The 25,868-nt window shown below is 69.7% G+C and carries 20 protein-coding genes and 2 pseudogenes; 9 read left to right on the top strand and 13 right to left on the bottom strand.

What is annotated here, in order from left to right:
- Positions 1-669, top strand: coding sequence for a response regulator (locus O1G22_RS43180; protein ID WP_270086739.1), 669 nt, complete (start codon positions 1-3; stop codon positions 667-669).
- 303 nt (positions 670-972) lie between these two features.
- Here the strand turns inward: O1G22_RS43180 and O1G22_RS43175 are convergent, their stop codons facing one another.
- From O1G22_RS43175 to O1G22_RS43160, 4 genes are all read right to left on the bottom strand, one after another.
- Positions 973-1,368, bottom strand: coding sequence for a DUF6009 family protein (locus O1G22_RS43175; RefSeq protein WP_225102412.1), 396 nt, complete (start codon positions 1,366-1,368; stop codon positions 973-975).
- Positions 1,369-1,498: 130 nt separating this feature from the next.
- Complete coding sequence (locus O1G22_RS43170) at positions 1,499-3,052, bottom strand: DNA primase family protein (protein ID WP_270086738.1); 1,554 nt, start codon at positions 3,050-3,052, stop codon at positions 1,499-1,501.
- 1,830 nt (positions 3,053-4,882) lie between these two features.
- The gene (gene rox, locus O1G22_RS43165; protein WP_270086940.1) at positions 4,883-6,310 is read right to left on the bottom strand and encodes a rifampin monooxygenase; all 1,428 of its coding nucleotides are present in this window, start codon (positions 6,308-6,310) and stop codon (positions 4,883-4,885) included.
- A 67-nt stretch (positions 6,311-6,377) separates the two neighbouring features.
- Positions 6,378-7,316 (bottom strand): RNA polymerase sigma-70 factor, encoded by a 939-nt coding sequence (locus O1G22_RS43160; protein WP_270086737.1) that lies wholly within the window; start codon positions 7,314-7,316, stop codon positions 6,378-6,380.
- A gap of 174 nt (positions 7,317-7,490) precedes the next feature.
- On the opposite strand from O1G22_RS43160, the gene O1G22_RS43155 reads away from it, so the two are divergent.
- Positions 7,491-7,973 (top strand): carboxymuconolactone decarboxylase family protein, encoded by a 483-nt coding sequence (locus O1G22_RS43155; RefSeq protein WP_270086736.1) that lies wholly within the window; start codon positions 7,491-7,493, stop codon positions 7,971-7,973.
- Here O1G22_RS43155 and O1G22_RS43150 read toward each other — a convergent pair.
- Both O1G22_RS43150 and O1G22_RS43145 read right to left on the bottom strand, forming a co-directional pair.
- Complete coding sequence (locus O1G22_RS43150; protein WP_270086735.1) at positions 7,970-8,380, bottom strand: recombinase family protein; 411 nt, start codon at positions 8,378-8,380, stop codon at positions 7,970-7,972. The genes O1G22_RS43155 and O1G22_RS43150 overlap by 4 nt on opposite strands.
- A 381-nt stretch (positions 8,381-8,761) precedes the next feature.
- A complete protein-coding gene (locus tag O1G22_RS43145) occupies positions 8,762-9,541 on the bottom strand; it encodes a hypothetical protein (protein ID WP_428986538.1) in 780 nt (259 codons plus the stop codon).
- 415 nt (positions 9,542-9,956) lie between these two features.
- On the opposite strand from O1G22_RS43145, the pseudogene O1G22_RS43135 reads away from it, so the two are divergent.
- Positions 9,957-10,532, top strand: a pseudogene (locus O1G22_RS43135) (methyltransferase domain-containing protein); the annotation flags it as partial.
- A gap of 225 nt (positions 10,533-10,757) precedes the next feature.
- Here the strand turns inward: O1G22_RS43135 and O1G22_RS43130 are convergent.
- From O1G22_RS43130 to O1G22_RS43120, 3 genes are all read right to left on the bottom strand, one after another.
- Positions 10,758-10,961 carry a hypothetical protein gene (locus O1G22_RS43130; RefSeq protein WP_270086733.1) on the bottom strand — a complete coding sequence of 68 codons (204 nt, stop codon included), beginning with the start codon at positions 10,959-10,961 and terminating at the stop codon, positions 10,758-10,760.
- A gap of 609 nt (positions 10,962-11,570) precedes the next feature.
- Positions 11,571-14,219, bottom strand: a complete 2,649-nt coding sequence (locus O1G22_RS43125; RefSeq protein WP_270086732.1) for an RICIN domain-containing protein — start codon at positions 14,217-14,219, stop codon at positions 11,571-11,573.
- Between the two features lie 320 nt (positions 14,220-14,539).
- The gene (locus tag O1G22_RS43120) at positions 14,540-15,436 is read right to left on the bottom strand and encodes a replication-relaxation family protein (RefSeq protein ID WP_270086731.1); all 897 of its coding nucleotides are present in this window, start codon (positions 15,434-15,436) and stop codon (positions 14,540-14,542) included.
- Between the two features lie 588 nt (positions 15,437-16,024).
- Here O1G22_RS43120 and O1G22_RS43115 point away from each other — a divergent pair.
- Positions 16,025-16,198: a hypothetical protein gene (locus tag O1G22_RS43115; RefSeq protein ID WP_270086730.1), complete on the top strand. Its 174-nt coding sequence runs from the start codon at positions 16,025-16,027 to the stop codon at positions 16,196-16,198.
- A gap of 167 nt (positions 16,199-16,365) precedes the next feature.
- Here O1G22_RS43115 and O1G22_RS43110 read toward each other — a convergent pair whose 3' ends face one another.
- Both O1G22_RS43110 and O1G22_RS43105 read right to left on the bottom strand, forming a co-directional pair.
- Complete coding sequence (locus O1G22_RS43110) at positions 16,366-18,966, bottom strand: ligand-binding sensor domain-containing protein (RefSeq protein WP_270086729.1); 2,601 nt, start codon at positions 18,964-18,966, stop codon at positions 16,366-16,368.
- Between the two features lie 551 nt (positions 18,967-19,517).
- Positions 19,518-19,712 (bottom strand): hypothetical protein, encoded by a 195-nt coding sequence (locus tag O1G22_RS43105; RefSeq protein WP_270086728.1) that lies wholly within the window; start codon positions 19,710-19,712, stop codon positions 19,518-19,520.
- Positions 19,713-19,991: 279 nt separating this feature from the next.
- Here O1G22_RS43105 and O1G22_RS43100 point away from each other — a divergent pair, with 279 nt between their 5' ends.
- Positions 19,992-20,333 (top strand): hypothetical protein, encoded by a 342-nt coding sequence (locus O1G22_RS43100; RefSeq protein WP_270086727.1) that lies wholly within the window; start codon positions 19,992-19,994, stop codon positions 20,331-20,333.
- Here O1G22_RS43100 and O1G22_RS43095 read toward each other — a convergent pair.
- The gene (locus O1G22_RS43095) at positions 20,308-20,781 is read right to left on the bottom strand and encodes a cupin domain-containing protein (RefSeq protein WP_270086939.1); all 474 of its coding nucleotides are present in this window, start codon (positions 20,779-20,781) and stop codon (positions 20,308-20,310) included. The two genes, O1G22_RS43100 and O1G22_RS43095, sit on opposite strands and share 26 nt — an antisense overlap.
- 24 nt (positions 20,782-20,805) lie before the next feature.
- A pseudogene (locus tag O1G22_RS43090) lies at positions 20,806-21,009 on the bottom strand (NADP-dependent oxidoreductase); the annotation flags it as partial.
- Positions 21,010-21,233: 224 nt separating this feature from the next.
- Between O1G22_RS43090 and O1G22_RS43085 the strand changes: the two are divergent.
- The 4 genes from O1G22_RS43085 to O1G22_RS43065 all read left to right on the top strand — a co-directional run bounded on the left by O1G22_RS43085 (position 21,234) and on the right by O1G22_RS43065 (position 25,778).
- Entirely contained in the window at positions 21,234-22,601 is a 1,368-nt protein-coding gene (locus O1G22_RS43085) for an AAA family ATPase (RefSeq protein WP_270086726.1), read from the top strand.
- Between the two features lie 29 nt (positions 22,602-22,630).
- Positions 22,631-24,373, top strand: a complete 1,743-nt coding sequence (locus O1G22_RS45100; RefSeq protein ID WP_428986537.1) for a Mu transposase C-terminal domain-containing protein — start codon at positions 22,631-22,633, stop codon at positions 24,371-24,373.
- A 9-nt stretch (positions 24,374-24,382) separates the two neighbouring features.
- On the top strand, positions 24,383-25,150 hold the full coding sequence (locus tag O1G22_RS43070) for an AAA family ATPase (protein WP_270086725.1): 768 nt from the start codon (positions 24,383-24,385) through the stop codon (positions 25,148-25,150).
- Between the two features lie 271 nt (positions 25,151-25,421).
- Positions 25,422-25,778 (top strand): darcynin family protein, encoded by a 357-nt coding sequence (locus O1G22_RS43065; protein WP_270086724.1) that lies wholly within the window; start codon positions 25,422-25,424, stop codon positions 25,776-25,778.
- Positions 25,779-25,868: the final 90 nt, after the last annotated feature.

Genomic DNA, 25,868 nt, shown 5'->3' with positions numbered 1-25,868 from the left:
ATGACGATCAGAGTTCTCCTCGTCGACGACGAACCGCTGTTGCGCATGGCGTTCTCCATGGTGCTGGAGGCGCAGGCCGACATGGCGGCCGTCGGCGAGGCCGGCGACGGTGCCGAGGCCGTGCGCCTGACCCGTGAACTGCGGCCCGACGTGGTCCTGATGGACGTGCGGATGCCAGGGGTGGACGGCATCGAGGCCACCGGGCGGATCGTGACGGAGTGCCCCGAGGCGAAGGTGCTGATCCTGACCACCTTCGACCTCGACGAGTACGCCTTCGCCGGACTGCACGCCGGAGCCTCCGGCTTCCTGCTGAAGAACGCGCTGCCCGAGGAACTCCTGGCCGCGATCCGCTGTGTGGCCGCCGGCGACGCAGTCGTCGCGCCCCGTATCACCCGGCTCCTGCTGGAGAACTTCGCCCACCAGCTCCCCACCCAGTCCGGCGGAGGCGTCCGCCAGGACGACCGACTGGACCGCATCACCGCTCGTGAACGCGAGGTCCTCACCCAGGTGGGCCTGGGCCTGTCCAACTCGGAGATCGCCGAGGCGCTCCAACTGGCTGAGGCGACGGTCAAGACGCACGTCAGCCGCATTCTGCTCAAGCTGGAGCTGCGGGACCGCGTCCAGGCAGTGGTCTTCGCGTACGAGACCCGGCTCGTCCAGCCCGGATGATTCGCCCTCACGACCCTCATTCCGCAGACAGCAGCCGTGGACGAGCGTGATGTCGCTGCTGCGGCTGTGGCGGTCGTGCTCGGGCACCATGAGGGATTCAAACGCGACACCTACTTGTTGACCAGACCCGACCTGCTTGCTGTCGCCGACAACGAGAAGTGGGCAGGTCAGCCCGCCGTCCAAGCCATCACGGGACTGACGGGACCGAAAGATCAGCATGCAGTCCCACCGGGGCCGGAACGCTTCTTCGGACGGCTCGCGGCCATCTTGATGGGTCGGTCCCGTCAGTCCCGTGTCGCGCGGTCACGCCGACGTCGCTTGCCTGCCGGCTGCTGCTATCTCCGCAGTCTTCTGCGAGCGTGGCGTCTTGGCGCCGACCTTGCCCGGCTCGATGGTACGGGGGTCGACGGCTTCGCCCGGGGCGCCTACCGAGTAAGGCCCGTCAGGCTGCTTGTCGCGGTCGTGGGGCAGGAGGAAGAACGCACGGCGAGCAAAGAGACCGGAGTCGGGGTCGCTGGCGGCGCCCGGCTGGAGGTTGGTGTAGCCGATGAGGCGGCCGTCGCGCGAATAGCGGGGCTTGCCTCTGCGGGTGGGCACCTTGTCGAGGGCCTGCCGGACGTAGTCGAGGTTCTCCGGGTCCTCGATCCAGACCACTTCGGATTCGTCGGTGAGCTGGCTGTCTTGCAGCATCGAGCTCATGGCCGCAGACCCTCCTGTCCCGTGGGCCGGCCCCTGGCCGGATCGTGCGGCACGCTCACCGCTGGTCGTCTGGTTCTGGCAATTATCGCAAGAGTCCTGAACAGGCGGTTGTCGGACTCTGGCCGGGGCGTCATCCGTCGGGCTCTGCCCCGGCATCGGCCAGAAGGGCCAGGCCAGGGTAGAGCTTGCGGTCGTTGTTCTTGATCATCTCAGCTGGGGAGGCCAGGCCGAGTTCCTGACGGATACGGCTGGCGAAAGCACGGCTCGTGGCCGGACGGATCCCTTCGTCCGAGCACCAGCGGCCATAGGACTCATAGAGAAGCTTCTGCTCGACCCTCAGCTCGGGATTGGGCTGCCCGCCCGTCCCCTTGGTGCACCGCTCGGCGATGAACCGGCCGATGTGGTCCTCGGTCTTCTCATAGGCTTCGGTGGCCAGCCGTACGCTGGCCGGTCCGTGGAGCGGGTCCCTGGTGGCGAGGTACTTCTGGGCGCCCTGGACGAGCCAGTGCAGGATGCCGGGGCCTTCGTCACGGACGAGTTCCTGAGCAAGATTGTCGATCTTGAGTTCGTCGGGAACCTTCCGCTCGAAGGGGATGATCCGCATGCGGCGCCAGAACGCGTAGCCACCGGTGCCCACTTCGGGCCGGTGGTTCCCCAGAAGCCACAGCTTGTGCGTGGGCCGGAAGGTGAAGAAGTCCTGACGCATGCGGCGCGCGGTGATGGTGTCGCCGCCCGTGAGCAGCTTGACCCGGGCCTCGTTGAACTTGTCGTTCGGCTTCAGTTCGGAGCACACCACGATGCGCCGGCCGTGCAGCTCGGTCAGCTCGGTGCTGTGCTCGGTGAACTTCCCCTTCTCCATCAGGAAGCCGGGCGGGGCAGCGTTGGCATAGTCACCGAGAATCTGCATCATCACCTCAAGCAGCACGGACTTGCCGTTGGCTCCGGATCCGTAGAGGAACGGCAGGATCTGGGCGCCCACGTCCCCGGTGACCGAGTAGCCGAGCAGCAGGTGCAGGAAACCGATCGTTTCCTGGCCCTTGGCGTCGTCGCCGAACGTGTCGCGCAGGAAGCTGCGCCACCGGGGCAGAGGCATGTCTTCCGGGCCGACGGTGGTGGCACGTGAGTGCATGTCCGCCAGCGGGTCGGGCTTGCGCAGTTCACCGGTGCGCAGGTCGACGACGCCGCCCGGAGTGCACAGGGCGTACATGTCCCCGTCCATGGAGTCCGGGTCGAGACTGAGTCCCGGGGCAGCCTGCGCCTGCTGAAGCAAGGCTTTCACGCCTGAGGTGGATTGGGTGCGACGGCGGTGCGCGGCCACCTCGCGGTCGCTGAAGGCTCCGCGCGGGTCGGTGCGCGGCATCTGCTCGGCCATGTCGCCGGCCGCCCACATCGCGCCCTTCTCCCCACCGGTGCGTTTCCACCGGTACTGGTCCCACGAGTACCAGCCCAGGCCCTCGACGTGCCGGAAGCGGTCGCCGTACAGGCGCGCGAACAGCTTGGCGTTACCCCGGTCTGTCAGCTCGTCCGGCAACAGGCCTGCCGGAGCGACTGGTCGGGCCCCGCCGCCTCCTGCCTGCGCGGGCAGAATCGCCTGATCCGCACGCAGGCCGAGGTCGAAGGTCGTCTGGCGGATCTGTCCGGCGACGGCCGCGGCGTCGAGGTGCGCCGACTCGGGGCTGCTCATGTGCGTCCCTCGTGAAAGCGCGGGTGGAAAAGGCCAGTCACGGAAGCGCATCTGGTACGACTGCGGCACTCGCCCACATGTCGACCGCAGCGGACGCCTTGGGGGCCTGACGAGCCTGCCGCAAACTGGCCGGGCACTGGAGAGTCCTTGTCCTCACTGATCTTCTTCACCTGGGGGGCAACCCCCGCGGAACTGTGTCCGTTGGACCGCGACCCGTCACGAGGACGGACCCAACGGGACTGACGGGACTGAAGCTTCCGTTTGCGATCAGAGGCTAGCGCACACCTCGCCGAGGCAGCACACGCAGCGTGGCGTGTCGAACATTCAGTCCCGTCAGCCCCGCCCGAACCCTGCCCAACGGAAAGCGAGACGACCTGCCGGGACTGGCCCTCCCTTTGGTCCCGCTTCAGTCCCGCTGGCAAAAGAGCAGGTCAGAGCATGCAATCTGTGCATCACGGGACTGACGGGACTCAAGGTCCTATATATAAGCTGCACAGCACAGGCAGTACTACAAAAGTACGTACGCGCGCATACGCGCGCGCCTGATCGGTATAACTTGCAAGTTGAGTCCCGTCAGTCCCGTACAGGAACCCGTTAGGCCTCTGACCAGGCATTTTCTCTGCGGGACTGAAGCGGGACTCAACGGCTCGGTCAGTCCCGCAACCGTCTCGCGCGCTCCAACGGCACCGAGGGATGGCGTCGTACAGGTGGTGCTGAGGCCGTCGCCCGCAACACCGGCGTTCAGCCACCCTGCCGTACCCCCGCCGGGCGGATACCTCGACCACGACCCCGGTGCTCGCCGACGCGCACGGATCCGCACCACGACGATGCAGGTTCGCGTCGGCGAGTGCCGGGGCAGCGGGGGTCTGGGGGCCGGCGAAGGCCCCCAGCACCCACGCGCCCCGGCCACGGCTTTTTGAACAGTCCGCCCCACCGTCACCGCAGCCGTACCCCTTCGGGAGAGTCTTCCTGGTGAGCAGAAGAGTCAGCCACTGGTGCCGCCCGAGATGAAAACCTCCGCTCGTGGAGTCGGTAGGCACGATGTGCACGACAGCTATCGCGCCGGTGCGCTCGCCACGCAGGCAGAACCAGGTTCCTGCCGGGACGCGGCTGAACAGCACGCTTGCACGCCCAGGGTGGAGGGTGCCTTGGCTTTGGCGGTGCGCTGGTCGGGAGTGACAATGTGCTGCCCGGCTACGTACACGTCCGTGCGGTCGGTTTGCTAGAGGTCAGCGAGGCTGAAGTCGGGCGCCCCGTTCCGGTGAACCTGGTCAGCAAGTGGCGGATCGCGCAGCACATCGCCGCGCCGCGTACTCGCGGCCCTGCGTTCCGACATACTCATCCTTGCCGCCGAACGCGCCCGGGGCGCAACGGTGCTGGGCATGCCCATCGAGTACACCCGCACCGCCAGGACCGTCCTCGGAAACGATGCCCGTTGGCCATCACCCAGCCGGAGCCGACCACGTCGGCCTCCACCTCCTGACCCCCACACCGGGCATCGCCCCCATCCGCCAGTGGGAACACAGGCCACCCACCTGCTGCCCTGACCGGATCCGTCCACGTGGGAGCCGCAGTAAGACCGCGGCTCCACGCTGCAGCATGCCTAAGCGGTGTCCGACCCGGTCGAGGAACCGCTTCATGCCCTGTGCCGCGCAGGCACAGCCCGGGTGCCGCTGTTCCTGCCATCGTGCCCATGCCGGAGGGCCCATGCCCGCCAGCCGTCATCCCTGGTTGAGCCGCTCCGGCTTGCTTCGCACGTGGATTTGGTCGACTGAGCGCCGTCGGCGACGGGCCTGGGCTTTCGGGAGGCTTCGGGCCTGGTGCGCGTGCTCATCTGACGAGAGTTCCGAACCATTGGGGCAGGCGGCTGAGCAGGTCCTGCTGGTCTTCGCCGACCCATGCCGCGTGGCCGTCCGGCCGCAGCAGCACGGCGGGTACGTCGAGTTCCTCGCTGCCGTCGGCGACGTGGTCGACCCGGTCTGCCCAGCCCGCTACCGAGAGGCGGCCGGTCTGGTCGAGCAGCAGCCCGCGGCCGCCGTGCATCAGCTCGTAGAGGCGGCCCTGCTTCAACTGCACGTCGTGCAGCCTGCGGCCGAGCAGTGGGTGGCCGTCGCCGAAGTCGTAGCGGACGCCGATCGCGGTGATCTTCTCGATCAGGTAGCGGTTCACTTCCTCGAAGTCCATCAGTTCCGACACCAGCTGACGCACGGCCTGGGGGCCCGGCTCGGGGGAGAGCAGTTCGCTCTGGGCGCGGGTGTTGTCGAGCACGGCGGCGGCCACCGGGTGCCGTTCGGCGTGGTAGCTGTCCAACAGCCCTTCGGGTGCCCAGCCGTCCACCTCGGCGGCCAGTTTCCAGCCGAGGTTGAACGCGTCCTGGATGCCGAGGTTGAGGCCCTGCCCGCCCAGCGGTGGGTGGATGTGCGCCGCGTCGCCGGCCAGCAGGACCCGGCCGACCCGGTAACGCTCGGCCAGCCGGGTGGCGTCGCCGAAGCGGGACAGGAAGCGGGGTGAGTGCACCCCGAAGTCGGTTGCGGCGATCTCTCGTAGCCGCCCGGTGAACTCATCGAGGGTCGGCGGGACGCGGCGGTCCTCGGCCGCGTTCTCGGCGCGCACGACGAACCGGTACACCCCTTCCTCGTGGGGGGCGGGGCCGAACCGCAGGTCCGCCGTGCCGAGTTCGGCCGCAACGGCGGTCAGCGTCTCCTGCGGGGCGGACACCTCCACTTCGCCCAGCAGCCACTCGGCTTCGGCAGGCTCACCGGGGAAGCCGACCCCGAGCAGCTTGCGCACGGTGCTGCGGCCGCCGTCGCAGCCGACGAGGTAACGCGAGCGCAGTCGGGTGCCGTCGGCCAGCTCGGCGGTCACCCCGTGGTCGTCCTGGCTCAACCCGACCAGTTCGCAGCCGCGCCGGATCTCGGTGCCGAGCTCGGTGGCGTACTCGGTCAGCAGGCGCTCGGTGGCGGTCTGCGGGATGCCGAGGATGTAGGGGTGCGCGGTGTCCAGCCGTTGCGGTGCCGGCTTTCGGATGCCGGCGAACGAACCACTGATCGGGTACTGCTTGCCGAGGGCGAGGAACCGGTCCAGCAGACCGCGCTGGTCCATCACCTCGATGCTGCGCACGTGCAGACCGAGCGCACGGACCTGCCTGGTCGGCTCCGCGTCCTTCTCCAGCACGAGCACGTGCACGCCGTGCAGCCGCAACTCGGCGGCCAGCATCAAGCCGGTCGGTCCGGCGCCGGCAATGATCACACCGATCATCGAGTCCCTCACTTTCCACAGGGTGTACTTCGGGCAGCGGGGCTCCCCCACCGCTTGAGGTGTGAGTTCAGCGGCGCAGCGCGGTCTCCTGCTCCAGGCGCGACAGCTTCTCGGGATTGCGCACGAAATACAGTCCGGTGATCAGTCCGCCCTCGGTCCGCATCGCCAGGACGCCCTCGACCTGCCCGCCGATCCGCATGATCAGTGCCGGGTGGCCGTTGATCTGCGCCGACTTCACCGACGCGGTGCCCGCGATCCTGCCCAGCCCCGCCGTCAACAAGGCAGCGACCGGGTCGGCCCCCACGATCGGCTCCAGCGCGGCCTGGACGGCTCCGCCGCCGTCGCTCAAGAACACCACGTCCGGGGCGAGCTGATCGAGAAGACTCTGCAGGTCACCTGTTTCGACCGCTCGTTGGAAGGCCAGCAGCGCCGCGCGGTTCTGGGCCTGGGACACGGCAGCACGTGGTCGCCGAGCCGCGACATGGTTCCGGGCCCGGTGCGCGATCTGCCGGACGGTGACCGTGTTCTTGTCCACGGCCTCGGCGATCTCGTCGTAGTCCAGACCGAACACCTCCCGCAGCACGAACACCGCGCGCTCGGTCGGATGGAGCGTCTCCATCACCAGCAGCATCGCCATCGAGACGCCCTCGGCCAGCTCGACATCCTCGGCCACGTCCGGCGCGGTCAACAGCGGCTCGGGCAGCCAGGGACCGACGTAGGACTCCTTGCGCCGGCGGAGCGTACGCAGCCGCGTCAGCGCCTGGCGGGTGGTGACCCGGACCAGATACGCGCGCGGTTCGTGCACGGCGTCCTGGTCGACCTTCACCCACCGCATCCAGGTCTCCTGCAGGACGTCCTCGGCGTCGGCGGCCGAGCCGAGCATCTCGTAGGCGACGGTGAACAACAGGTTCCGGTTGGCGATGAACGACTCGGTGGCCTGATCGGCACGCCCGCCTTCCAACTGCGGCTCGTCGCCGTCCAGGGTTCGGTCGCTGCGCTCGCTCATCACCGGCTCCATCCGTTCCGGATCTTCCTATTGCCATACACGAGACGCCGGCCCCGCAGGTCGCGTGACACCCGTCGACAGTGACGTGAGTCACATGGCTGCGCTGTCACGCCGCTTGGGTCATCGGCATCTCCTGGTCGATTGCGCCACGACAACATGCAAGGAGCACGCATCATGACCGCTCGCTTGAGCTTGTTCGGCAACCCGGACGCGACCGCAGCCAAAGCTGCCACCCAGTTCGGCGCGGCGAGCAAGACGATCCTTCAGGAGTCGGCCCTGCCCGCCGCGACCCAGAAGCTGGTGCTGCTGCGCGCCAGCCAGATCAACGGCGACGGCTACGCCACCGACGTGTGGACCAAGAACGCAGCGGCCGCCGGGGAGAGCGCCACCCGCCTCAACCTGGTCGCCGCCTGGCGCGAGTCCACGGTGTTCACCGACGCCGAGCGCGCCGCCCTGGAGCTCGCGGAGCAGGGCACTGACATCGCCTACGCCGCCGGCGGCGTCAGCGACGACGCCTGGGCGGACGCCGTCAAACACTATGACCAGGACCAACTGTCCGATCTGGTGATGCTCGTCGCCCTGATCAACGCGACCAACCGCATGAGCGTCATCGTCCGGCAGCCCGGCGGCGACTACGAGCCCGGCCGCCTCGGCTAGGACCTGTCCGGTCGATCATGTGACTTCGGATTGTCCGACTCGCTGATACGCCCATGGGCCGGGGTTTCGATGCCGCGGCCGAGCCGCTTGTGTTCGTGGACGACGAGGGTCACTGCGACGCCGGAGGAGCGGATCTCTCCAGCGAGCTTCACGGCGGCCTCCAGCTCGGGGCGCCGGGTGGCGCGGGTGGAGATCTTCTCCGAGAAGACCCGGGAGACCCCGGCTTCGGCGGGGGAGTCGAGCTGCGCGTCGAGGGACTGCCGGGCGGTCGAGGCGCGGGCGTAGCCGAGGCGGATGTGCCCGACTGGTTCGGCGCCGGCGCTTACCGGCCGGGGCAGCTCCGTCCACGCCGAGGGCGGATCGCAGACGAGCCGCCGGCCGTGGACCGTGCCGTCGCGGTGGACCACGACGGGCGGGAGGCGACCGGCCGAGGAGATCGAACACTTAAGGGTGACGGGGGCGAATGCGGCGTACGTCGTCGCTGATGGCCTGCGGCTGCTTCTGCGTATCGGCCCAGGTCGCCAGCAGGGTGAGAGCGTCAGCGCTGGGCGTACCGGGGTCTGCGAGCGCGACACGGGCCAAAGGTGCGTGTCCACCGTCAGCCAAGTTGGACTGATTTCCGGTGAAGCTGGATCGAGAGGCAGGTCTGGCGCACCTCGGCGCGAGGTCCCCCCACTCTGACGCGTCGGCAAGCCGGGCGGGCAGGTGGCATCGCTCCGTTCTACGGGCGCTGCCCAGGAAGGGCCCCGGAGGCGCATGCCCCCGGGGCCCCAGGACCTGTTGGAAAGCTAGGCGAGTAGGTGCCCCTGGTTGACGTTCATTCCCTGGAGCTGGGCATATGTGGTCTTCTGGCCGCTGGGTGCCACCGTGCCCAGGCGGATGGGAGCCTGCACGCGGAACAAGGTACCCCCGGTGGGTGAACCGTCCGGGTTCGTCCCTTGCGGCGGGGGAGGGTAGGAGGGGAGGAGCGCCTGCCATTGCGCAACGTCGAGGGTCTGGAAGGTGAACGGGCCAGCGGCATCGCCCCGCCGCTCGAAGGTGGCATTGAAGGATTGGAGCCACGTCTCCACGAGCCCGCCCGGGCCGAGCTTGAGGATGCTGGCGGGCGAGACGTCAATGTCCGGCAGGTGGAGGGTGACCTTCCCGAACAGCGGGTGGGCTGCCTCCATGGTGAAGCCGAGCGTCTGCAGGCGCACGAAGTCCGCGCCACCGATCAGGACCTTCTGGGTCAGTGAGCCGATGAAGTTCAGCGTTTGGTGCTGCTGCGTGCCCTCGACGGCCAGCGTGACGCCGAAGGCGTTCAGGCTGAGGTTTCGAAGCCGGGCTTGCGCAGGGCGAGCGCGTCGGTGAAGTACACGCTGGCGCGCCGGGGTCGGCCGATGCCGTGCAGATCGCGGGCGTTTCCGGCCCAGCAGCGGGACTTCGCCGCCGCCGAGGCCCGGCACGGGCTCGGCGGCATCCTGAACCACCTGCACGGCGCCTTCTACGTCAACCACCCCGGGCGCGGTCACGGCCGCCGACTTCAAGCCCGCCCAGTTCCGGACCGCCGCCCAGCTCGGCCTGCCCATCCCACCGACGCTGGTCACCAACGACGCCGAACAGGCCCGCAAGTTCGCCGCTGAGCACGGCCCCGTCATCTACAAGACGTTCCGCGGCCTGCCCCGTGACGAGGACGGGCACACCGGGGCCATCTGGGCCCAGCGAGTCGACCCCGAGACCTTCGACGACACCCTCGCGGTGACCGCCCACCTGTTCCAAGCGGAGATCCCCAAGACCGGCGACGTGCGCGTGACCGTGATCGGGCAGAAGGTGTTCGCCCAGCAGATCGCCGTCCCGGACGGCGCGCTGGACTGGCGCCGCGGCGACTGGGACCAGCTCCTGCACGCCCCCATCGCCGTCCCGGCACCGGTGGAGGCCGCGCTGCACAGCTACCTGACCGCGTTCTCCCTGGTCTTCGGCTGCTTCGACTTCGCCCTGACCGGTGTCCCGCCCGCCCTGCTCGCCCAGACCCGGCCGGGCGGAAAGATCCTGCTCACCCTCTCGGGCTGGCTCTGCGGGTACGCCCGCGTCCTGCTCACCGTCGCTGAGGACGGCACCGCCGAGGGACAGCTGCTCGGCGGCACGGTGTCGTTCATGTCCGCCCGCACCCATGCGGCGCCGGCGTTCGGCAACCCCGCCCACTGGGCCGCAAGGCTCCCCGAGACAGGCCGGGCGGCCCGGCACAGCCCCGACCGGATCACCGCAGGGACCGAGGAGGCGTTCCACCTGCGGTTCCTCGCCCAGTGCGCGGTGCCGGACGCGCAGATGACCACGGCGGGCGAGGTCGTGCACCTGGTCGACGTCGTCACGGGCTCCGCCGCCACCCTCACCCCCGTCGAGGGCTGGTGGGCGGTCCGCGAGGGCGGCCCCGTGCGGCTGTGGGAGCGGATCGAGCGCGTGCTGTCCGCCTACGACGAGGCGGGCCGACCGGAGCCGGAGACGTTCACGCTGCACGTCTACGACGGCGGACAGCACCTGCGGCACCCCCACCTGCCCGGCCTGCCATTGCCGAGGCCCTGACGGGCCCGCACGACTCCAGGCGCCCGGCAGAAGGCGTGACGGCCCCGCCGGGCGCCTGGCCTTGTCTCAGCCGCTTCCGGCCTCGCACACGCCGCGTACGGCGTCGCGGATATCCAGGGCCATCACGCCGTCGATCTTCTCGATGCCGCCGGAGCCGAAGCGGACCCCAGCGGGTAGGCGCCGGCGCCGCGGGCGAAGGCGAGTTTCTGCGCGGACGCCGCGGAGCTACCCCCGCAGGTGCGGGGACGACTGCCGGTACTCCTCGCGGGCGCGCTGGGCGTCGCTCGGCTCTTCGGCGCCGTAGACGACGCGGGCGAGGCCGGTGACCGAGGCGGCCAGCGGGGTGCCGTCGACGCTGCTGAGGCTGCCGGGCTCGCTGAGCACGTACGCCAGCACGGCCCGCTGCACTCGCCCGAGTCCTCGTGACACGACCCCAGTGTCCCGCTCCGCCCGGGTCTGGGAAACGAGCGCTTACGGCTCCGGCCGGGGAGCGGAGTGAAGGTGTTGGGCATCTCAAACGAACGCTTACGGCTCGCAAGGGGTGCCGGGACGACGAAGCCTCCGGGGTTCAACCGGCCCCGGAGACTTGTCCCTTGCTCCGCAGGACTCGTTCAACGAACGGGCCCCTATCGGCGTCACGCCACGGCGGCCTGTATCGGTGCTCTCCTGATCCGGTGAGCGGGCCATGCCAGCCCCGCCCGGTGTTCTGGGACGGTCCCCGATTGGTCGTGCGCTCGATGGAGGACGGGGGCGCTGCCACGGGCAGACTGGTCTTTTGATGAGCAGATACGCGGAGGCGAAGCCGTATGCGTTGCCGACGTTGCTCGACGGGCTGAGCGGGCCGACGAGCGGCACAGTCGAGCTGCCCCGGCACATCGACTGGGGCCCCCGGTACGTGTACGACCTCGGTCAAGTCTCGTTCACCCATCACAGCTTGACCTGCGCGGCCGGCGGAGTGGTGAAGGCGACGGGCGGTCCGCCAACCACGGCGGGGCCGCAGGCCGTTGTGCCTGCGGCCCCGCTCAGGGGGTGGGGATCTCAGGAGGGGTCGCCGTACTGGAGACCGCGTCCGTTGGTGCCGATGTACACCCGGCCGTAGGTGTCGGGGTCACCGGTGATGATGCGCTGGCCGGCGAAGTTGCCCCACTGGTGGGCGTCGTCGTTGATCCGGACCCAGCTGGCGCCCTGGTCGGTGGAGCGGAAGACGCCGGCGACGCCCTTGACGGTGCCGATCAGGTACAGCGCTTGGTACGAGGTGCCCGGTGCGGCCTTGCCGAAGCCGACGGCGGAGGCGGACTGCACCGAGGACAGCTTGGTGAAGCTGCGGCCGCCGTCGGTGGAGTGCAGCAGACCCGTGCCGTCGCCGGCGAGCCACAGGTCGCCCGCGACGCCGGGGACGGCGCTGAGCTTGCCTCCCGGCAGGTCGGCGGCGCGGGCGGTGAAGTTCGCGCCGCCGTCGGTGCTGGCGTAGAGCGTGCCGTTGTTCAGCGAGTAGAAGGTGTTGGCCGAGGACCGGTCGGCGACGACCACGGCATCGTTGCCGAGGCCGTTGACCCTCGACCAGCTCGCGCCCCGGTCGGTGGAGCGGTACGGGGCCTGGCCGGCCTCGGTCCAGACGAAGCTGGAGCCGTCCGCCGCGATCGCGATGTGGCCGCTGTCCGCACTGGGCACCGGCTCGCCCTTGAAGCCGTTCCAGGTGTGGCCGCCGTCGGTGGACAGGGCGCCGTCCTGCGCACCGCCCCTGCCGACCCGGACCACCAGCGAGGGGTTGGACTGGGCGAAGTCGAGGGAGGTGCTGTTGTAGATCGTCGGGTTGGTCAGCCGCCCGGTGGGCTCCTTCGTCAGGTCGTCGTACACGAAGCCGCCCTGGTCGCCCAGCGCGGTGATGAGGGCGGCGGCGCCGGGCGGGGAGACCGCGTCGTAATACGCCGTCTCCTCCAGCCCGCGGGCTCCGATGAACCAGTGGCTGGTGCCGCCGTTGTCGGTCGCGTTGGCGTCCTTGCTGGCCCAGATGCCGTTGCCGGTGCCGTACATCACGTGCCCGGAGTCGAACGGGTCGATGCTCAGGGCGGTCATCCAGTGCCCGATGCCGGTGCCGAGGTACGGGGCGATGGAGGCGTCCCGCACGGACCTGTCGGACTGGGTCTTCCAGGTCGCACCGCCGTCGGTGCTGCGGTAGACCTCGTCCTGCGGCCACCAGCGGTCCAGCGTGGTGACCATCACCGTGGACGGCTTCTGCGGGTCGACGGCCAGACCGGCGAACCCGTAGCCGCCCTGGGACGGCGAGATGTTCTTCCACGCCCCGCCGGAGGTGTTGTACTTCCACACCGAACCCGCCGTCACGCCGTTGGGCCCGGGGGCGTTGCTGTAGGTCAGGTACAGCGAGCCGTCGCCGGAGAGCACACCGTGCTGCGGCACCTGGCCGGTGGGCTGCCCGGAGACCGCCTGCCAGGAGCTGCCGCCGTCGGTGGACCGGTACAGGTTGGTGGATCTGTCGGCGACGCCGACGTAGATCGTGTTGCTGCCGGCCTGGCCGTAGGTCACGAAGGAGATGCCGGTGCCGAAGCTCGCGCCGTCCTTGACCGGGAACGAGGAGACCTGGCTCCAGGTCACCCCGGCGTCGGTGCTGCGCCACAGGCCGTTCTTGCGGGTGCCCAGCAGCAGGTGGTCGTGGTTCGCGGGGTCGATCACCAGGCGCTCGCCCGCCCCACGGCCGTCCTCGTTGCCGCCCAGCTTGAACGGCAGGTCGGTGCGCTGGAAGGTGCGGCCGCGGTCGGTGGAGCGCAGGATCGAACCGTTGCCGGCCCAGTCGTTGGTGTAGGTGCCGGCCGCGAGGTAGAGCCGGTCCGGGTCGACCGGGTCGGTGGCCAGCGACTCGATGCCCAGCAGGTTCCAGTCCTTCTGACCGACCCAGTCGGTCAGCGGGATCCACTGCTCGGCGCCGGTGTCCCAGCGGTACGCGCCACCCATGTCGGTGCGCGCGTACAGCAGGCCCTTCTCCTTCTGGTTGAAGATCAGGCCGGTGACGTAACCGCCGCCCGCCACCGGGGCGTTCCGCCACACGTACGACCCGGAGCCCTGTGCGCCGCCGGACCCGGCCCCGGGCACCGGCGTGCCGGGCACCCTCACCAGCTTCCACTGCTGGTTGGCACCACCCCACCCGGGCCACTGGATGATCTGCGTGCCCTTGGCCGTGGAGTTGCCCGTGACGTCCAGGACCTGACCGCTCTTGCGGGAGGTGAAGGTGACGGCGTCGGACCCGCTCACATCACCGATCCGCCACTGCTGGGAGGCGGAGGAGCGGTCCGTCTGCTGCTCGGCGACAGCCCCCTGGCTGGTCGAGTCGCCCGCTATGCCCAGCACCTTGCCGCTGTTGCGGTTCACCAGCTCGTAGTAGCCGTCCCCGGTGGACCTCAGTTTCCACTGCTGGTTGGCGGTGTTCTGGTCGGTCCACTGCTGGATACGGGTGCCGTCGGCGGTGGAGAAGGCGTTGACGTCCAGCACCTGGCCGCTGTGTACCGAGACCAGCCTGTAGTAGGCACCGCCGTCGACCGTCGCGGCCTGGGAGTTCTCCTGTACGAACACGAAGTACGACCCGACGGTGAGGGACACACCGAGCACCAGAGCTGTGGCGCTCAGGCGACGGCGGTGACGCCCGCGGCGCCTGCCGTTCGTGGGGTTGCTCATGGGTAGACGTTCTCCTTGCGAACTGTGCACGAGGGGACGGGGGGATCCGGCCACCGGGCTGGCCGGATCCACTCCCTTGTGGTCGCAGGGGCCGCAAAGGGTTGCCGCGAGCCGGGAACTTCTTGACGGGAGTTTTCCTCCCCGATCACGGCAACCTTTGTGCGCGCGGCGGCAACTGACGGGCACCTCGTTCACGACCTACGTCTCGCCGCGGCGCTGCTTGCGCCGCATGGTCGGGGTGACCATCTGGGGCCCGACCATGGGCCCGACCACGGGTCTGGCTGTGCCGCGCTCATCCCCGACCATGGCTGGTCGGCGGGTTACGCCTGCCGGGTCTCACGTCCGGTCCGGGGGACTCGCTGGTCGGGGTCGTGGACGGGACGCCACACGGGGGCGCAGGGACCGTGCTGGCGTAGGTCGGCCAGCGGCGCCGCGAGGACGGGGACGTCCCGCAGGCAGGGTGTCAGCGGTCTGGTGGCCGCGCGCAGGGCGCTGATCCGGTTGTCGACGCCGGCGGGGCCGGTGCCGTCCAGGACGAACAGGACGCGGGGGAAGAGCGGGTAGCGCCTCCGCCACTCCTCCAGGCCCGGTTCCTGGAAGGTTGGCCGGCGCCCCGGGACCGCGGGCACGTAGCGGTGGAGGCGCTGGTAAGGGGTGAGCTTGGCGGCGAGGCGTTCGGGGCCCATGGTGGCCCGGTCGACTTCCACGAATGCCCGCAGCATCGGCCCGCTCTCGCCGCCAGTTGGGCCGAGCTGGTAGTACAGGAGTGCGTCGGGGATGACGGCCTCGCCGCTCCCGAGCGGGTGGTGGACCTCGCAGATCCAGTCCAGCGGCCGGCACAGATCGCCGCGGCGGCGGGCGTCCTCGATGAAGGCGAGCGCGGTCTCGGTCACGGTCAGCGTGTGGCCGGCCTTCAGCCGCACGGCGGTCGGATCGGACACGGTCCTGGAGGGCCGGCGCCCGCGCAGCTCGGGCCACTCACAGGCGAGTTGCACGCCGTACGGGGTGGGGAACCACACCCGGGTTCGTCCGGCCTGCGGCAGGGTGATGCGGTCGACCAGCCCCTCCACGCGCAGCCTGGCCAGCCGCCGCCGGGTCTGCTCGATACGCACCTCGGGGGCGATCATCTGGTGCATCTGCTCGGTGGTGGCCATCCGGTACTGCGTCAGCACGCCCAGCGCCATCCGGTCCCCGCTGCCCACGTCCACGCCGATCATCACGGCTCTGCTCGCTTCCCGTCCGGTGCGGCACCGGCCTGCCCGGTGCCGCGCGTACCGGTCACAGCAGCAGCCGGCCCCGACCAGAGCCCCGACCACGAAGGCCCGACCACGGTCACGAAGCGACAACACCTCCGTGGAGCAGGCCCACATCCCAGCCGACAACCCGGCCGACAACCGTCCGCACCTCTGCCGGGCCCGCCCGCGAACCCGCAGGTCACCACGCCGGTCAGGCCGTGGTCGGGAGGCCGACATCCCCTCTACGCCCCCGAACCACGCCCCACAGCAGGAAGAACAAGAAAAGTGGGTGGGTGGGACAGGTCTCGTATGGTGGGCGAGGGGATCGGGCGCCGCTGGTGTTGCTCGCGCGCGTCGGCGGGGCCGCGCGCGACGCCGGGCGGACAAGCCGCCCGGCGACTGCGCGTGCGACGGGTAACCCAACGCCCCCTGCCGCCGTCCGCCTCTTGATCGTCTGAGCCCGTTCGGTCAGCTCCACACCTGAGGGTTCGGTCGGGCATCGGAGGCGTCCATGAAGGTCAGGCCGGCTGCCCGGAGGGTTGTCTCCAGCGGGGGCCCGAGAGTGGGACCGTGCGCGCCGACCGCGGGCTGGACCAGGCACTCGCCACGATGCAGATCCGCCACCACTGGCCGGGCCCGATCAAGAGGGCCGCCCGGATCCCGGCCCCGCTGCTCGTCGCGGGCATCCTGGTTGCCTTCGGGCTGATCAGCGTGGCCGTGCAGGTCCATGCGGCGGCTGCCTAGGCGCTGCTGGCCGCCGTATGGGCGGTCACCCTGCTGGCCTTGCGGGCCCCTGCTTCCTGCCCCGAGGCGGCTCCGGCTCGTTCGGGGCCAGTGACGTGATCGTTAACGTCAGCCCGACTGGGGAGCTCGCGCTGATGGCGGGTCCCCGGCCGGCGGCTTTCAACGGCTCAGGCCACGCCGAGGTTCCACGGTTCCGCGGGCTGTGCCATCGACGTCCCGTTGCCGGTCCCGACCCACAGGTAGCCGTCACCGCCCTTCCACGCCACCTCGAAGCTGCCGTCGGACATGGTTGCCAGCGACGGGCTGGAGGAGCTGCCGCTGGTGCCGACGCCGAGCTTCCACGGTTCCGCGGGCTGTGCCATCGACGTCCCGTTGCCGGTCCCGACCCACAGGTAGCCGTCGTTGCCCTTCCACGCCACCTCGAAGCCGCCGTTGGGCAAAGCGGCCAGCGATGGACTGGTCGTGTCGGCCACACCGAGCTTCCACGGTTCCGCGGGCTGTGCCATTGACGTTCCGTTGCCGGTCCCGACCCACAGGTAGCCGTCACCGCCCTTCCACGCCACCTCGAAGCTGCCGTCGGACATGGTTGCCAGCGACGGGCTGGAGGAGCTGCCGCTGGTGCCGACGCCGAGCTTCCACGGTTCCGCGGGCTGTGCCATCGACGTTCCGTTGCCGGTCCCGACCCACAGGTAGCCGTCGTTGCCCTTCCACGCCACCTCGAAGCCGCCGTTGGGCAAAGCGGCCAGCGATGGACTGGTCGTGTCGGCCACACCGAGCTTCCACGGCTCAGCCGGCTGTGCCATGTTGAGTCCGCTGCCGGTCCCCACCCACAGGTAGCCGTCGTCGCCCTTCCACGCGACTTCCCAGCCGCCGTTGGGCAGGGCGACGATCGACGGGCTGGTGCCGGGAGCGACGCCGAGCAGCCAGGGCTCTGCCGGCTTGGCCATGGTGAGTCCGCTGCCGGTCCCCACCCACAGCCGCCCGTCGTCGCCGGCCCAGGCGGTGACCCAGGTGCCGTCGGTCAGGGTGGCGATGGACGGCTTGGTTCCCTGCGCGACACCGAGCAGCCAGGGCTCAGCGGGCTGTGCCATCGACGTCCCGCTGCCGGTCCCCACCCACAGCCGCCCGTCTGTGCCCCTCCAGTCTGTGGTGTATCCGCCGTTGGGCATCGCGGTGAGGCCCGATGAGCTGCTTCGAGGCAGGGTAGCGACCGTCACACTGACGGGCCCGTACGTGTGGTCCTGGCCGTCGATCTCGTTGGCGATGAAGGAAACCTGGTACGTACCGCCGGTCAGCCCGGCCGTGTTCCAGGCATACGGGTAGTTCGATGCTCCACCAGCTGAGGGGGTCAGTTGGCCGCTGTTGTAGCCGTTGGGTCCGGTGATCACGTATCGGCCGGTGTTGATGTAGCCGGAGGCGCTCGCCAGGCCGGTGAGGTTGACGGTGCCGGAGACGGTCTGGCCGGAGGCCGCCGTGCCGCCTGCGTCGATGGCGACGTTGAAGCCGGCCGGGATCGGGGTCCAGGCGGTGTCGTGCATCCAGTGCACGTCACCAGAGCCGCCCAGGACGTTCTCGACCATGCCGTTGCTGACGGTGATGCCGTCCCACTCGCCGGGTGTGGAGGCGACCTGGTTCCAGTTCTGGTGGACCATGTCGATCGTGCCGTTGCCGCTCGCGTCGACGTGGCTGGCGATGACGACGCCGGTGTGACCGGCGCCGCTGTCGTAGTAGGAGATCACGTCGCCGGGCTGGGGGGCGGTGTGGTCGGACAGGGAGTTGCCACGCAGCACGAAGCGCCCGGGGTGGATGTTGTTGAGTGCGGCCGTGAGGTTGTCGGCCTGGTCCTTGCCGTCGCCGCCGTCGTTGCCGGTCAGGCCCCAGCGCTGGATCGCGTAGCGCATCGGGAGTTCGGCGCACTCCCATTCGTTGCTGCCCCAGCCGGTGGCGCGGTCGTTGCCGTTGCTGTAGCCGCAGACCTGCAGGCCGTCGATCTTCTCGTTGAGCAGGCTGTAGTAGCCGCCGTCGCAGGTGCCGCCGCCGTGGGTCCAGTATCTGGATGGAGGTGCGGGCAGCGGTCCGCCGAAGGATATGACCGGGTCCCCCGAAGCAGTGGCGGTGGCGGCCATCGCGGTGGCGTGCGGGTGGGAGCCGGCGTTGGCGGCGGTGACGTCGACGGTCGTCGGCTTCGTCAGGTCGGCGGAGGTCACCGTGATGCCGGTGCCGAACCCGGCTGGGACGTGTGGCTCCGCGTGTTCAGCGCGCACCACCCAGATCCTCTTGCCTGCCTCGACGATCCACTGCACGGTCCGGAGCTTGCTGGCGCCATCGGTCTCGTGCCGGACCTGCCCGGTCACCCTCTGCCCGAACAGTGTCGCGACCGGCCCCGGGGCCCAGGGGCCGCCGACCGACCGCCAGGCGGCGCTGCTGCCGGACTCCGCGACCGGGAAGTCGGACTTGGGCAACCGCTCACCGAAGGGCACCGCCGTGACGGAGAAGAACCTGAACGGTCCGGACGCCTCGGCCGAGGCGCTCTGCACCGAGTCCCCGGGCTTGGGTGCGAACGACGCGCCGACCGGCATATCGGGGTCGGTGACCGTGAGCGCGACGCCGTCGACGGTCATGGCGTGGCGCGCCACCGCGGTCTTGGCGTTGACGACCGGAACCGGGCCGGCGGACTCCGCGGCGTGCGCGGTGGACATCACCCCCATCGGGGCGGCCAAGGCTCCGGCGACGACGACGGCGGACAGAATGCGGGAGGTGCGAGGCAAGGGAGTCTCCTGAAACGGTGGTGGGAAGGTAGGTCCATGGGCGAGACGGAGACCGGTCGGCTATGCCGAGCCGGGCCATGGCGCGTGTTGCGTGAGTCGGGCCACTCGCGACGACGTCAGTGCGGTGAGCTCAGGTGTGGCGCCACCGCCATCGGCGGTCGGGCAAGAGAGCGCGGCACAAAGGACCCTGGAACCGGGCGTCCCGAGTGAGGGATTCGTGTCGAGGCAGTTCTGACACGAATTCCCAGAGAAAGATGTCGGCGGGACTTCGGTGGGCGTGCGCGTTCACCGCGGAGGTGTCGCGGTCCAGCCGGGGAGGGAGGCAAGGAGGTGGGCGACAGCGGCTGCGACGTGCGGGGCGCCGTCCGTCGCCGCTGAAGAACAGGCCGAGATCTACTCCGCTGGGTCGGGGCCGGGTCCGCATGTGTTCGATGCCGGCCCTGGGATCGAGGTGGGCCCACAAGGTGTCCAGGACGCGCTCGGCATCCGCAGAGCTGGGCTGCGGCAGGTCAGGGCTGGTGAGGACCAGGTGGACGAGGTGCATGGTTCTCCTAGTCCCAGCCGATACCGTCCGTCTGCGGCGGCGTCACCGCGGAGGTGACCGGTACGCCCACGGCGGCTGCAGCCGTGGGGGTCTGGTCCCATCCGATGCCGTCCGCCAAGGCGGTCGGGGCGGCATCAGCCGCCCCAAATGCGGGAGCGATGACCAGTACGGCAATGACTGCGGCGCGAACGATTTTCGACATGACAGTCCCCCCGGTTCGATAGCGAAAGCAGTTCTTGATTTCGGGATTTGATCGACCGTCGCCGGTGCTTTCTTTCCGTCCGGCGTTCTGAGAAGAGCATGCCTGGCGGCTACGGCGGCCGGAACGGGTTCGGTGGGGCACCAAGCTGCCCGGCACCTTGGTGCCGGTTGCGGGAGCAGGTCGCCGCGACGGCCGTTGCGCGGTCGGCCAGGGCCTGACAGGATCGCGCCTGCACGAATTGATCCGCTGGCGTCACACGCGCACGGGGGTGCGGCAATCATGGTGCTCGGCGTTCTGGGCCTCGATCCTGTGGCCGAGGCGGTATACGCGGCTCTGCTCCAACATCCGAAGTCGGACCTGTCCGGCCTCCAGGCCGTCACGCAGTTGACCGAAGCAGAAGTGCGCGCAGCACTGGACGACCTAGCCGATCGCGCGTTCGTGCGCCCCTCTCGCGACATCCCGGGCGGGCTTCGGATCGTCAGCCCCCAGATCGCCTTGGACCTGATGGTCCGCCGGCAGGAGGAAGACCTGGCCCGCCGGGCCCAGGAACTCGCCGCGAGCAAGGCCGCGGCCGCCCCGCTGCGTGCCCTGGGGGCTACGACTTCGGGGCGTCGATCTTGAGCTTTTCTCCGGTGGTGGAGACGAAGACGACCAGGAGCTTGGCGGGTTTGGTCCGGCTGGTGTTCTCGGTGAGGAGGTGGTGGGCGCCCGGCTGCTCGACCCAGTTCTCGCCCTGGTGGTAGGTAGTCGCGGGCTTGCCGGCGAGCTGGCTGCGCACGGTGCCTTCGAGGACGTAGGCGTAGACGAACGCCTGGCCGTGCCGGTGCGGCATCGCGCGTGCGTTGGGCGGGAAGTCGACGATCGCCGAGGTGAATGTCTTGCCCTTCACATTCGGAAAGGCCTGCTGGAGCAGCGGCTTGAGGGTTTCGGTGGGGCGTGTCGATGCCATGGCCGCAGGCGATGCCACGGCCGCGGTCGTGCCCGTGGCGTGGGTGGGCTGGTCCGAGGTCGAGCAGGCCGTGGCCGCAGTCAGCGTGGCGACGGCCAGGAGGCCGGTGGCGATTCGCATTCCGATCACGATGGGTCTCCTGATTCAGTCTTCCGTGACGCGGATGATCGTCTTGCCCGGGGTGCGCTTGCCGGGGGCGAACGCGGCGGGTGCCTCGGCGAGCGGCCGCACCGCACCGACGAGCGGCTTGAGCCGGCCGTCCCGCAGCCGCGTGGCGAGATCGGCGAGCCGGGCGCGGTCGGGTTCGACGACGAAGAAGACCGCCCGCCCGTCCTTGGGCTGGACTGTGAGTGTTCGGGGTGGTGTCAGAGGGTTGGTCGGCAGCGGGTTTTGATCCAGCGAATGGCTGCTGACCTGGCTTTTTCCGTGTTGGAGTTGGGATCTTGGCTGTCATGGGGTGACTAATTCGCTGTTACGGCATGCGAGTTCGGCCTAGCACACCTCGTGTCTGGCTGTTGTGGGGATGAGCATTCCTGTGTTCTTGGTCAGGGCAGGGGTGTGTGCTGCTGTGTATGACGGCTGAGCTGTCGTCTTCACCGTTGTCGCTGCCGGTGGCGTCGCTGTCGGTGGGGGCCGAGAGACCGATGGTGGCTTCCCGTGGACGGGACCGGGTCTTGGTGCGGCAGGTGGTGGTGCGTCGTCTTCTCGCGCTCGATGAGACAGGAACGCTTCAGACGGTGCATGTCCGTATTGCCGCGCAGTCGGCGGGGGTCAATGTGCGGACGGTGTGGCGTTGGCTGGCTGTGGCGAAGGAGTCGGGCCGTCTCGAACCTGTGGCGCGCCGTGGGGCGTTCATGTTGACGGACGTGTTACGGGCCCGGCTGGGGGAGCTGGGCGGGAATGTGAAGGCCTTGCACCGCTGGATGGCCGAGCACGCCGAACAAGTGCTTCCCGCTGTGGGCCGGGACAGGCTGCCGTCGTTGTCGACGCTGCATCACGCGGTGAACCGGGAACGGCGCGCCGGGCGCGTCCTCGACCTTGCCCGTCCTGGTTATGCCCGGGTCGATCCGGCCGCCTATGACCGTGCGCTGGCTGAGCTGGCCTTGCCGGGTACGGTCGACGAGGCCGGCCAAGCGGCCGTCGATCCTGCCCCGAAGAGGGACGAGGACAGCGCTGAGAAGGCCAGCCCATCGCCGTTCACCGCCGGCGTGCGCCTGTACGTGCCGGGTGCGCACGTCGTCTCCACCCTGCAGCTCGGCGAGGTGGCCGAGTCCCTTGCGCATACCATCGCCGCGCGCGGGACCGTGTGCGTGTACGGGGATCCCGGACACGGCAAGACCGTCGCTCTCTACCAGGCCCTGCGTCTGCTGCCACGCCGTGTACCGGTCCACTTCGCCCAGGTGGCGGTGAAGCCGGCCTTGCCGCAGTTGCGGGCTGCGCTGCTCACCGCGTTCGGTCTGCCCGCCACGGCGCTGACGAACCGCACGGACGCCGCCGACCGCGCGCTGCTTCAGGAGTTCCAAGCCCCCGGTGTGCTGGTCATCGATGACGTGCAGCGCATCGCCGCCCCGGAACTGGACTACCTGCGCCTGCTCGTGGACGCGCCCACCACCCAGACCTCCCTCGTGCTGTGCGGCGCGGGGGCCGAGCGCACCCTCACGCGGGCTCCCGCGCTGGCCTCCAGGGTGCTGACCTGGCAGCAGGTGTCCCGCCTGGACACCAGCCAGATCCCCACCGTGCTGCGTTTGTTCCACCCGCTGTGGGATCCCGCAACCGACGCTGACCTGCTGCACGCCGATGCCACCTGGGCGAGGGGGAACTTCCGCACCTGGGCGAAGATCACCTCCCATGCCTACGCCGCCCTCGCCCGCCACCCCGAGACCGCGGTGGACCGGGCCCTGCTGTCGCGTGCCTGTTCCCGCCTCGGCCCCACCCCCTGACCGACCACTCCACGGGCCGAAGGACTTCAATGACCGAGACCACCCCCGACCACGAGCCGGCACGACCGCTGTCCGAACCCGTCCTCGATCCCGCATCGCTGATCGCGTTACGGTCCCCGGCCGTACGTCGCCTGCTCGCCCTGCGCACCCAGCGTCGGCTCACCCGCGCCCACGTCCACACCACCGCCCAGTGCCTGAACGTCTCGGAGCGCACCGTATGGCGGTGGCTGGCGGACGCGACCACCACACCCGAGAGCGTCGCGTATCCGGGAGCACGCCGTGCCGACCGGTTCGAGATCACCCCCGAGATTCGGGTGTTGCTGGCGTACTGGCACGGCAACGCCTCCGCGGTCCACCGCGAACTCCTCGCCCGCGCCAAGGCCGCCGCCGATACCGAGCCCTCCGAGGAGACCGACACCTCAACGACCATCGCCCCCGCCACACCGCAGCCCACCGCCTCCGTTCCAGGCGGCGCCCCGCCCGCGTCCGTGCCGCTGCTGGACCCTGTGCCGTCGCTGCCGACGTTCCTGCGCGCTCTGCGCCGGGATCTCACGGCGGGGGAGCGGGCGGGCTACCGCCACGGTCCCGAGGCCGCCCGCGCCCTGGACGTGTTCGCCAAACGCCCCCGGACCCGGCGCAACCACGTCTGGGAGGCCGATCACGTCCAGGCCCCGCTACGGGTCGACGCCGACGGTGACCTCGTTGCGCCGTATGTCACGTGGTTCATCGACTGCGCGACCAAGGCCATCACCGGCCTTGCCGTCACCCCCGCCACACCTACCCGCGCCTCGATCCTGGCCGCCCTGCGTTCCGCGGTCCTGCGCACTGACCCCTACGGCCCCGTCGGGGGACTTCCCGAGCACGTGCGGTTCGACCGCGGCCGCGATGTCCTCTCCCGCACCGTCACCACCGCGCTGACCGCGCTGGACGCGGACATCACCGTCCTGCCGCCCTACAGCCCGCACCTGAAAGGCAGCATCGAGAACCTCAACCACTGCGTCACCCGCATGCTGTTCGCCGCCCTGCCCGGCTACACCCCCAAGAAGCCGCGCCGCCGCCCCGACCGCCGCCCTCAAACGGCCCCGCCCCTGTCGTTCACGGCGTTCACCGAGGAACTTCTGGCCTGGGCACAGTGGTGGAACACCGAGCACCGCCCCGCCGAACTGCACGGCGCCACCCCGCTCGAAGCCTGGCAAGCCGATCCGACCCCGCTCAACGACGTCCCCGCCCACGACGTGTGGACGTTCACGCTCGAAGACGACAGCCGCACCCGCACCATCACCAGCCACGGCGTCCGCTTCAAGAACCGGGACTACATCGCTGGCTGGATGACCGGACAAGCAGGACTCAAAGTCACCGTGCGCTTCATGCCCCACCACACCCACGAGATCGAACTCTGCACACCCCACGGCCGCCACCTCGGCACCGCGTATCTGGTCGACCAGGCCACCGAAGAGCAGCTTCACGCGCTGCGCCGCACCCGCGCCCGGCGCGCCAGACGCCTGCGCGCCGACGCGAAAGCCGCCGAACAGCTACGCCACACCCGCTTCGCCCCCGCCACCGAGCCGGGCCTCCCGCGCCGCCTGGACGCCATGACCACCACCGAGGCCTCGCAGGAACTGGCCCAGCACCGCGAGAGCGACCTCACCACGCTGGCACTGCCCGACCTGATCCCGCCCGCAGTGCCACCCGCCGACTGGGCCACACCCGAGGCCCTCAAAGCGCGAACCCACCCCGCCGAAGGCGGCGCCGATACCCAATCCTGCCTGTGAGGACACCCCATGACCCGCCACCTGCCGCCCACCCCCATCGATCAGTACGTGTCCCTGCCCGAGGCCCGCCTGGTCACTACCCGCGCGCTGCTCACTGCCCGGGAGAACCTGGCCGACACGATCGAGGCACGAGCGATGATGTGCGTCCACGGCGGCGCCGGCTTCGGCAAGACCATGGCCGTCACCAGCTGCCTGCGCGAACTCGAACCCCAAGAGGACATCCGCCGCATCACCTTCCACGCCCGCGCCACCACCCGCGCGGTGCGCCACGAACTGCACGCCGCCCTCGAACTGCCGGGCCAGCCTCCGCGTTATGCCAGCGAATTCGACCATCTCCTCAAGAGCGCGCTCGCCACGCATCCGCGCACGCTCATCCTGGACGAAGCGCAGTGGCTCCAAAGCGACCAGCTGGAGTACGTCCGATACCTCTGGGACGACCCCTACACCCAGCTCGCCGTCATCTTCGTCGGCGGCGAGGGCTGCCACGCCGCGCTGCGTAAGGAACCGATGCTGTCCTCCCGGATATTCATCTGGCAGCGCTTCACCCGCCTCACCGGTGACGAGGTGTTGGAGGCCATCCCGCTCTACCACCCGATCTGGGCCGACGCAGACCCGGACGACATCACCTTCGCCGACAGCCACGCTGCCCACGGAAACTTCCGTAACTGGGCCCGCCTAACCGCCCACACCCAGACGGCCATGGAACGCACCGGCCGGGAACGCGTCGACCAAGAAGTACTGCGCTGGGCCTTCAGCCGCCTCGGCTCGGGCACATAGGCCCGTCGGCACGCCCGCGCCGTTCTCCAAGCGCATCGCCTACTCATGCCAGACGGGGACCGAGAGTCGTGCTGCTGCCGGCTGGCTTCGTAAGCGAGAACGGACACCACATCTTGACGAGTTCGGGCAACACTTGTCGATCACAGAACCAGAATCGTCGATGGAAACTGACACCGCTGGACGGAGGGTTCCCCTTCGATGCCGAGGTGACGGGCTGACGGCCATTCGACGAGGGGGTGTTCGCCGACGCTGGTTGATCCACAATGGGGCTATGACCGCCATCCAACCGCAGCCGCGGTTCACCATATTCGTGCACCTCACGGCTTTGCCCTCGTGGCTCGCGCTGGAGCGCCCTGAGCGTCAGCAGATCATCGCCGAGCATGTGCAACCGCTGCTGGACAAACACGACACTGTCCAGGTCCGGTGGTTCGATGCTGAAGCCTGGGCCTCCGCTGCGTCCGATGTTCTCGTGGCGACGACCAACGACCTGACCTCGTGGTCCGATCTGTTCGAGGGTCTTCGCGACAGTCCGCTGTGGAGCGTGCCCTACTTCCGGGTGGAGCTTGTACTGCCGACGATCGAGGATGGCTTCGCCGACTACGAGCGTCGAACCGGGCAGCGTGACTGAGCCGTCGTTGGCGCCGTGATGATGGCCGGCCGCCAGACTCTGCCAAGGCCGTTCGCCCTCGGCTTCGCCTGGGTGCCCGTCCGTACGCTG

The organism is Streptomyces camelliae (genome assembly GCF_027625935.1).
GTDB lineage: Bacteria > Actinomycetota > Actinomycetes > Streptomycetales > Streptomycetaceae > Streptomyces > Streptomyces camelliae.
This window is presented reverse-complemented; position numbering and strand designations above follow the sequence as displayed.

Bases quoted from the DNA above. Each gene is read 5' to 3' on its own strand.
- O1G22_RS43125 (WP_270086732.1), bottom strand. From the start codon at position 14,219: ATGAGCAACCCCACGAACGGCAGGCGCCGCGGGCGTCACCGCCGTCGC.
- O1G22_RS43100 (WP_270086727.1), top strand. From the start codon at position 19,992: ATGGTGCTCGGCGTTCTGGGCCTCGATCCTGTGGCCGAGGCGGTATAC.
- O1G22_RS43085 (WP_270086726.1), top strand. From the start codon at position 21,234: ATGACGGCTGAGCTGTCGTCTTCACCGTTGTCGCTGCCGGTGGCGTCG.
- O1G22_RS43180 (WP_270086739.1), top strand. From the start codon at position 1: ATGACGATCAGAGTTCTCCTCGTCGACGACGAACCGCTGTTGCGCATG.
- O1G22_RS43175 (WP_225102412.1), bottom strand. From the start codon at position 1,368: ATGAGCTCGATGCTGCAAGACAGCCAGCTCACCGACGAATCCGAAGTG.
- O1G22_RS43145 (WP_428986538.1), bottom strand. From the start codon at position 9,541: ATGGGCAGGCCGAGCTGGGCGGCGGTCCGGAACTGGGCGGGCTTGAAG.
- O1G22_RS45100 (WP_428986537.1), top strand. From the start codon at position 22,631: ATGACCGAGACCACCCCCGACCACGAGCCGGCACGACCGCTGTCCGAA.
- O1G22_RS43070 (WP_270086725.1), top strand. From the start codon at position 24,383: ATGACCCGCCACCTGCCGCCCACCCCCATCGATCAGTACGTGTCCCTG.
- rox (WP_270086940.1), bottom strand. From the start codon at position 6,310: ATGATCGGTGTGATCATTGCCGGCGCCGGACCGACCGGCTTGATGCTG.
- O1G22_RS43105 (WP_270086728.1), bottom strand. From the start codon at position 19,712: ATGTCGAAAATCGTTCGCGCCGCAGTCATTGCCGTACTGGTCATCGCT.
- O1G22_RS43160 (WP_270086737.1), bottom strand. From the start codon at position 7,316: ATGAGCGAGCGCAGCGACCGAACCCTGGACGGCGACGAGCCGCAGTTG.
- O1G22_RS43120 (WP_270086731.1), bottom strand. From the start codon at position 15,436: ATGATCGGCGTGGACGTGGGCAGCGGGGACCGGATGGCGCTGGGCGTG.
- O1G22_RS43065 (WP_270086724.1), top strand. From the start codon at position 25,422: ATGACCGCCATCCAACCGCAGCCGCGGTTCACCATATTCGTGCACCTC.
- O1G22_RS43170 (WP_270086738.1), bottom strand. From the start codon at position 3,052: ATGAGCAGCCCCGAGTCGGCGCACCTCGACGCCGCGGCCGTCGCCGGA.
- O1G22_RS43155 (WP_270086736.1), top strand. From the start codon at position 7,491: ATGACCGCTCGCTTGAGCTTGTTCGGCAACCCGGACGCGACCGCAGCC.
- O1G22_RS43095 (WP_270086939.1), bottom strand. From the start codon at position 20,781: ATGCGAATCGCCACCGGCCTCCTGGCCGTCGCCACGCTGACTGCGGCC.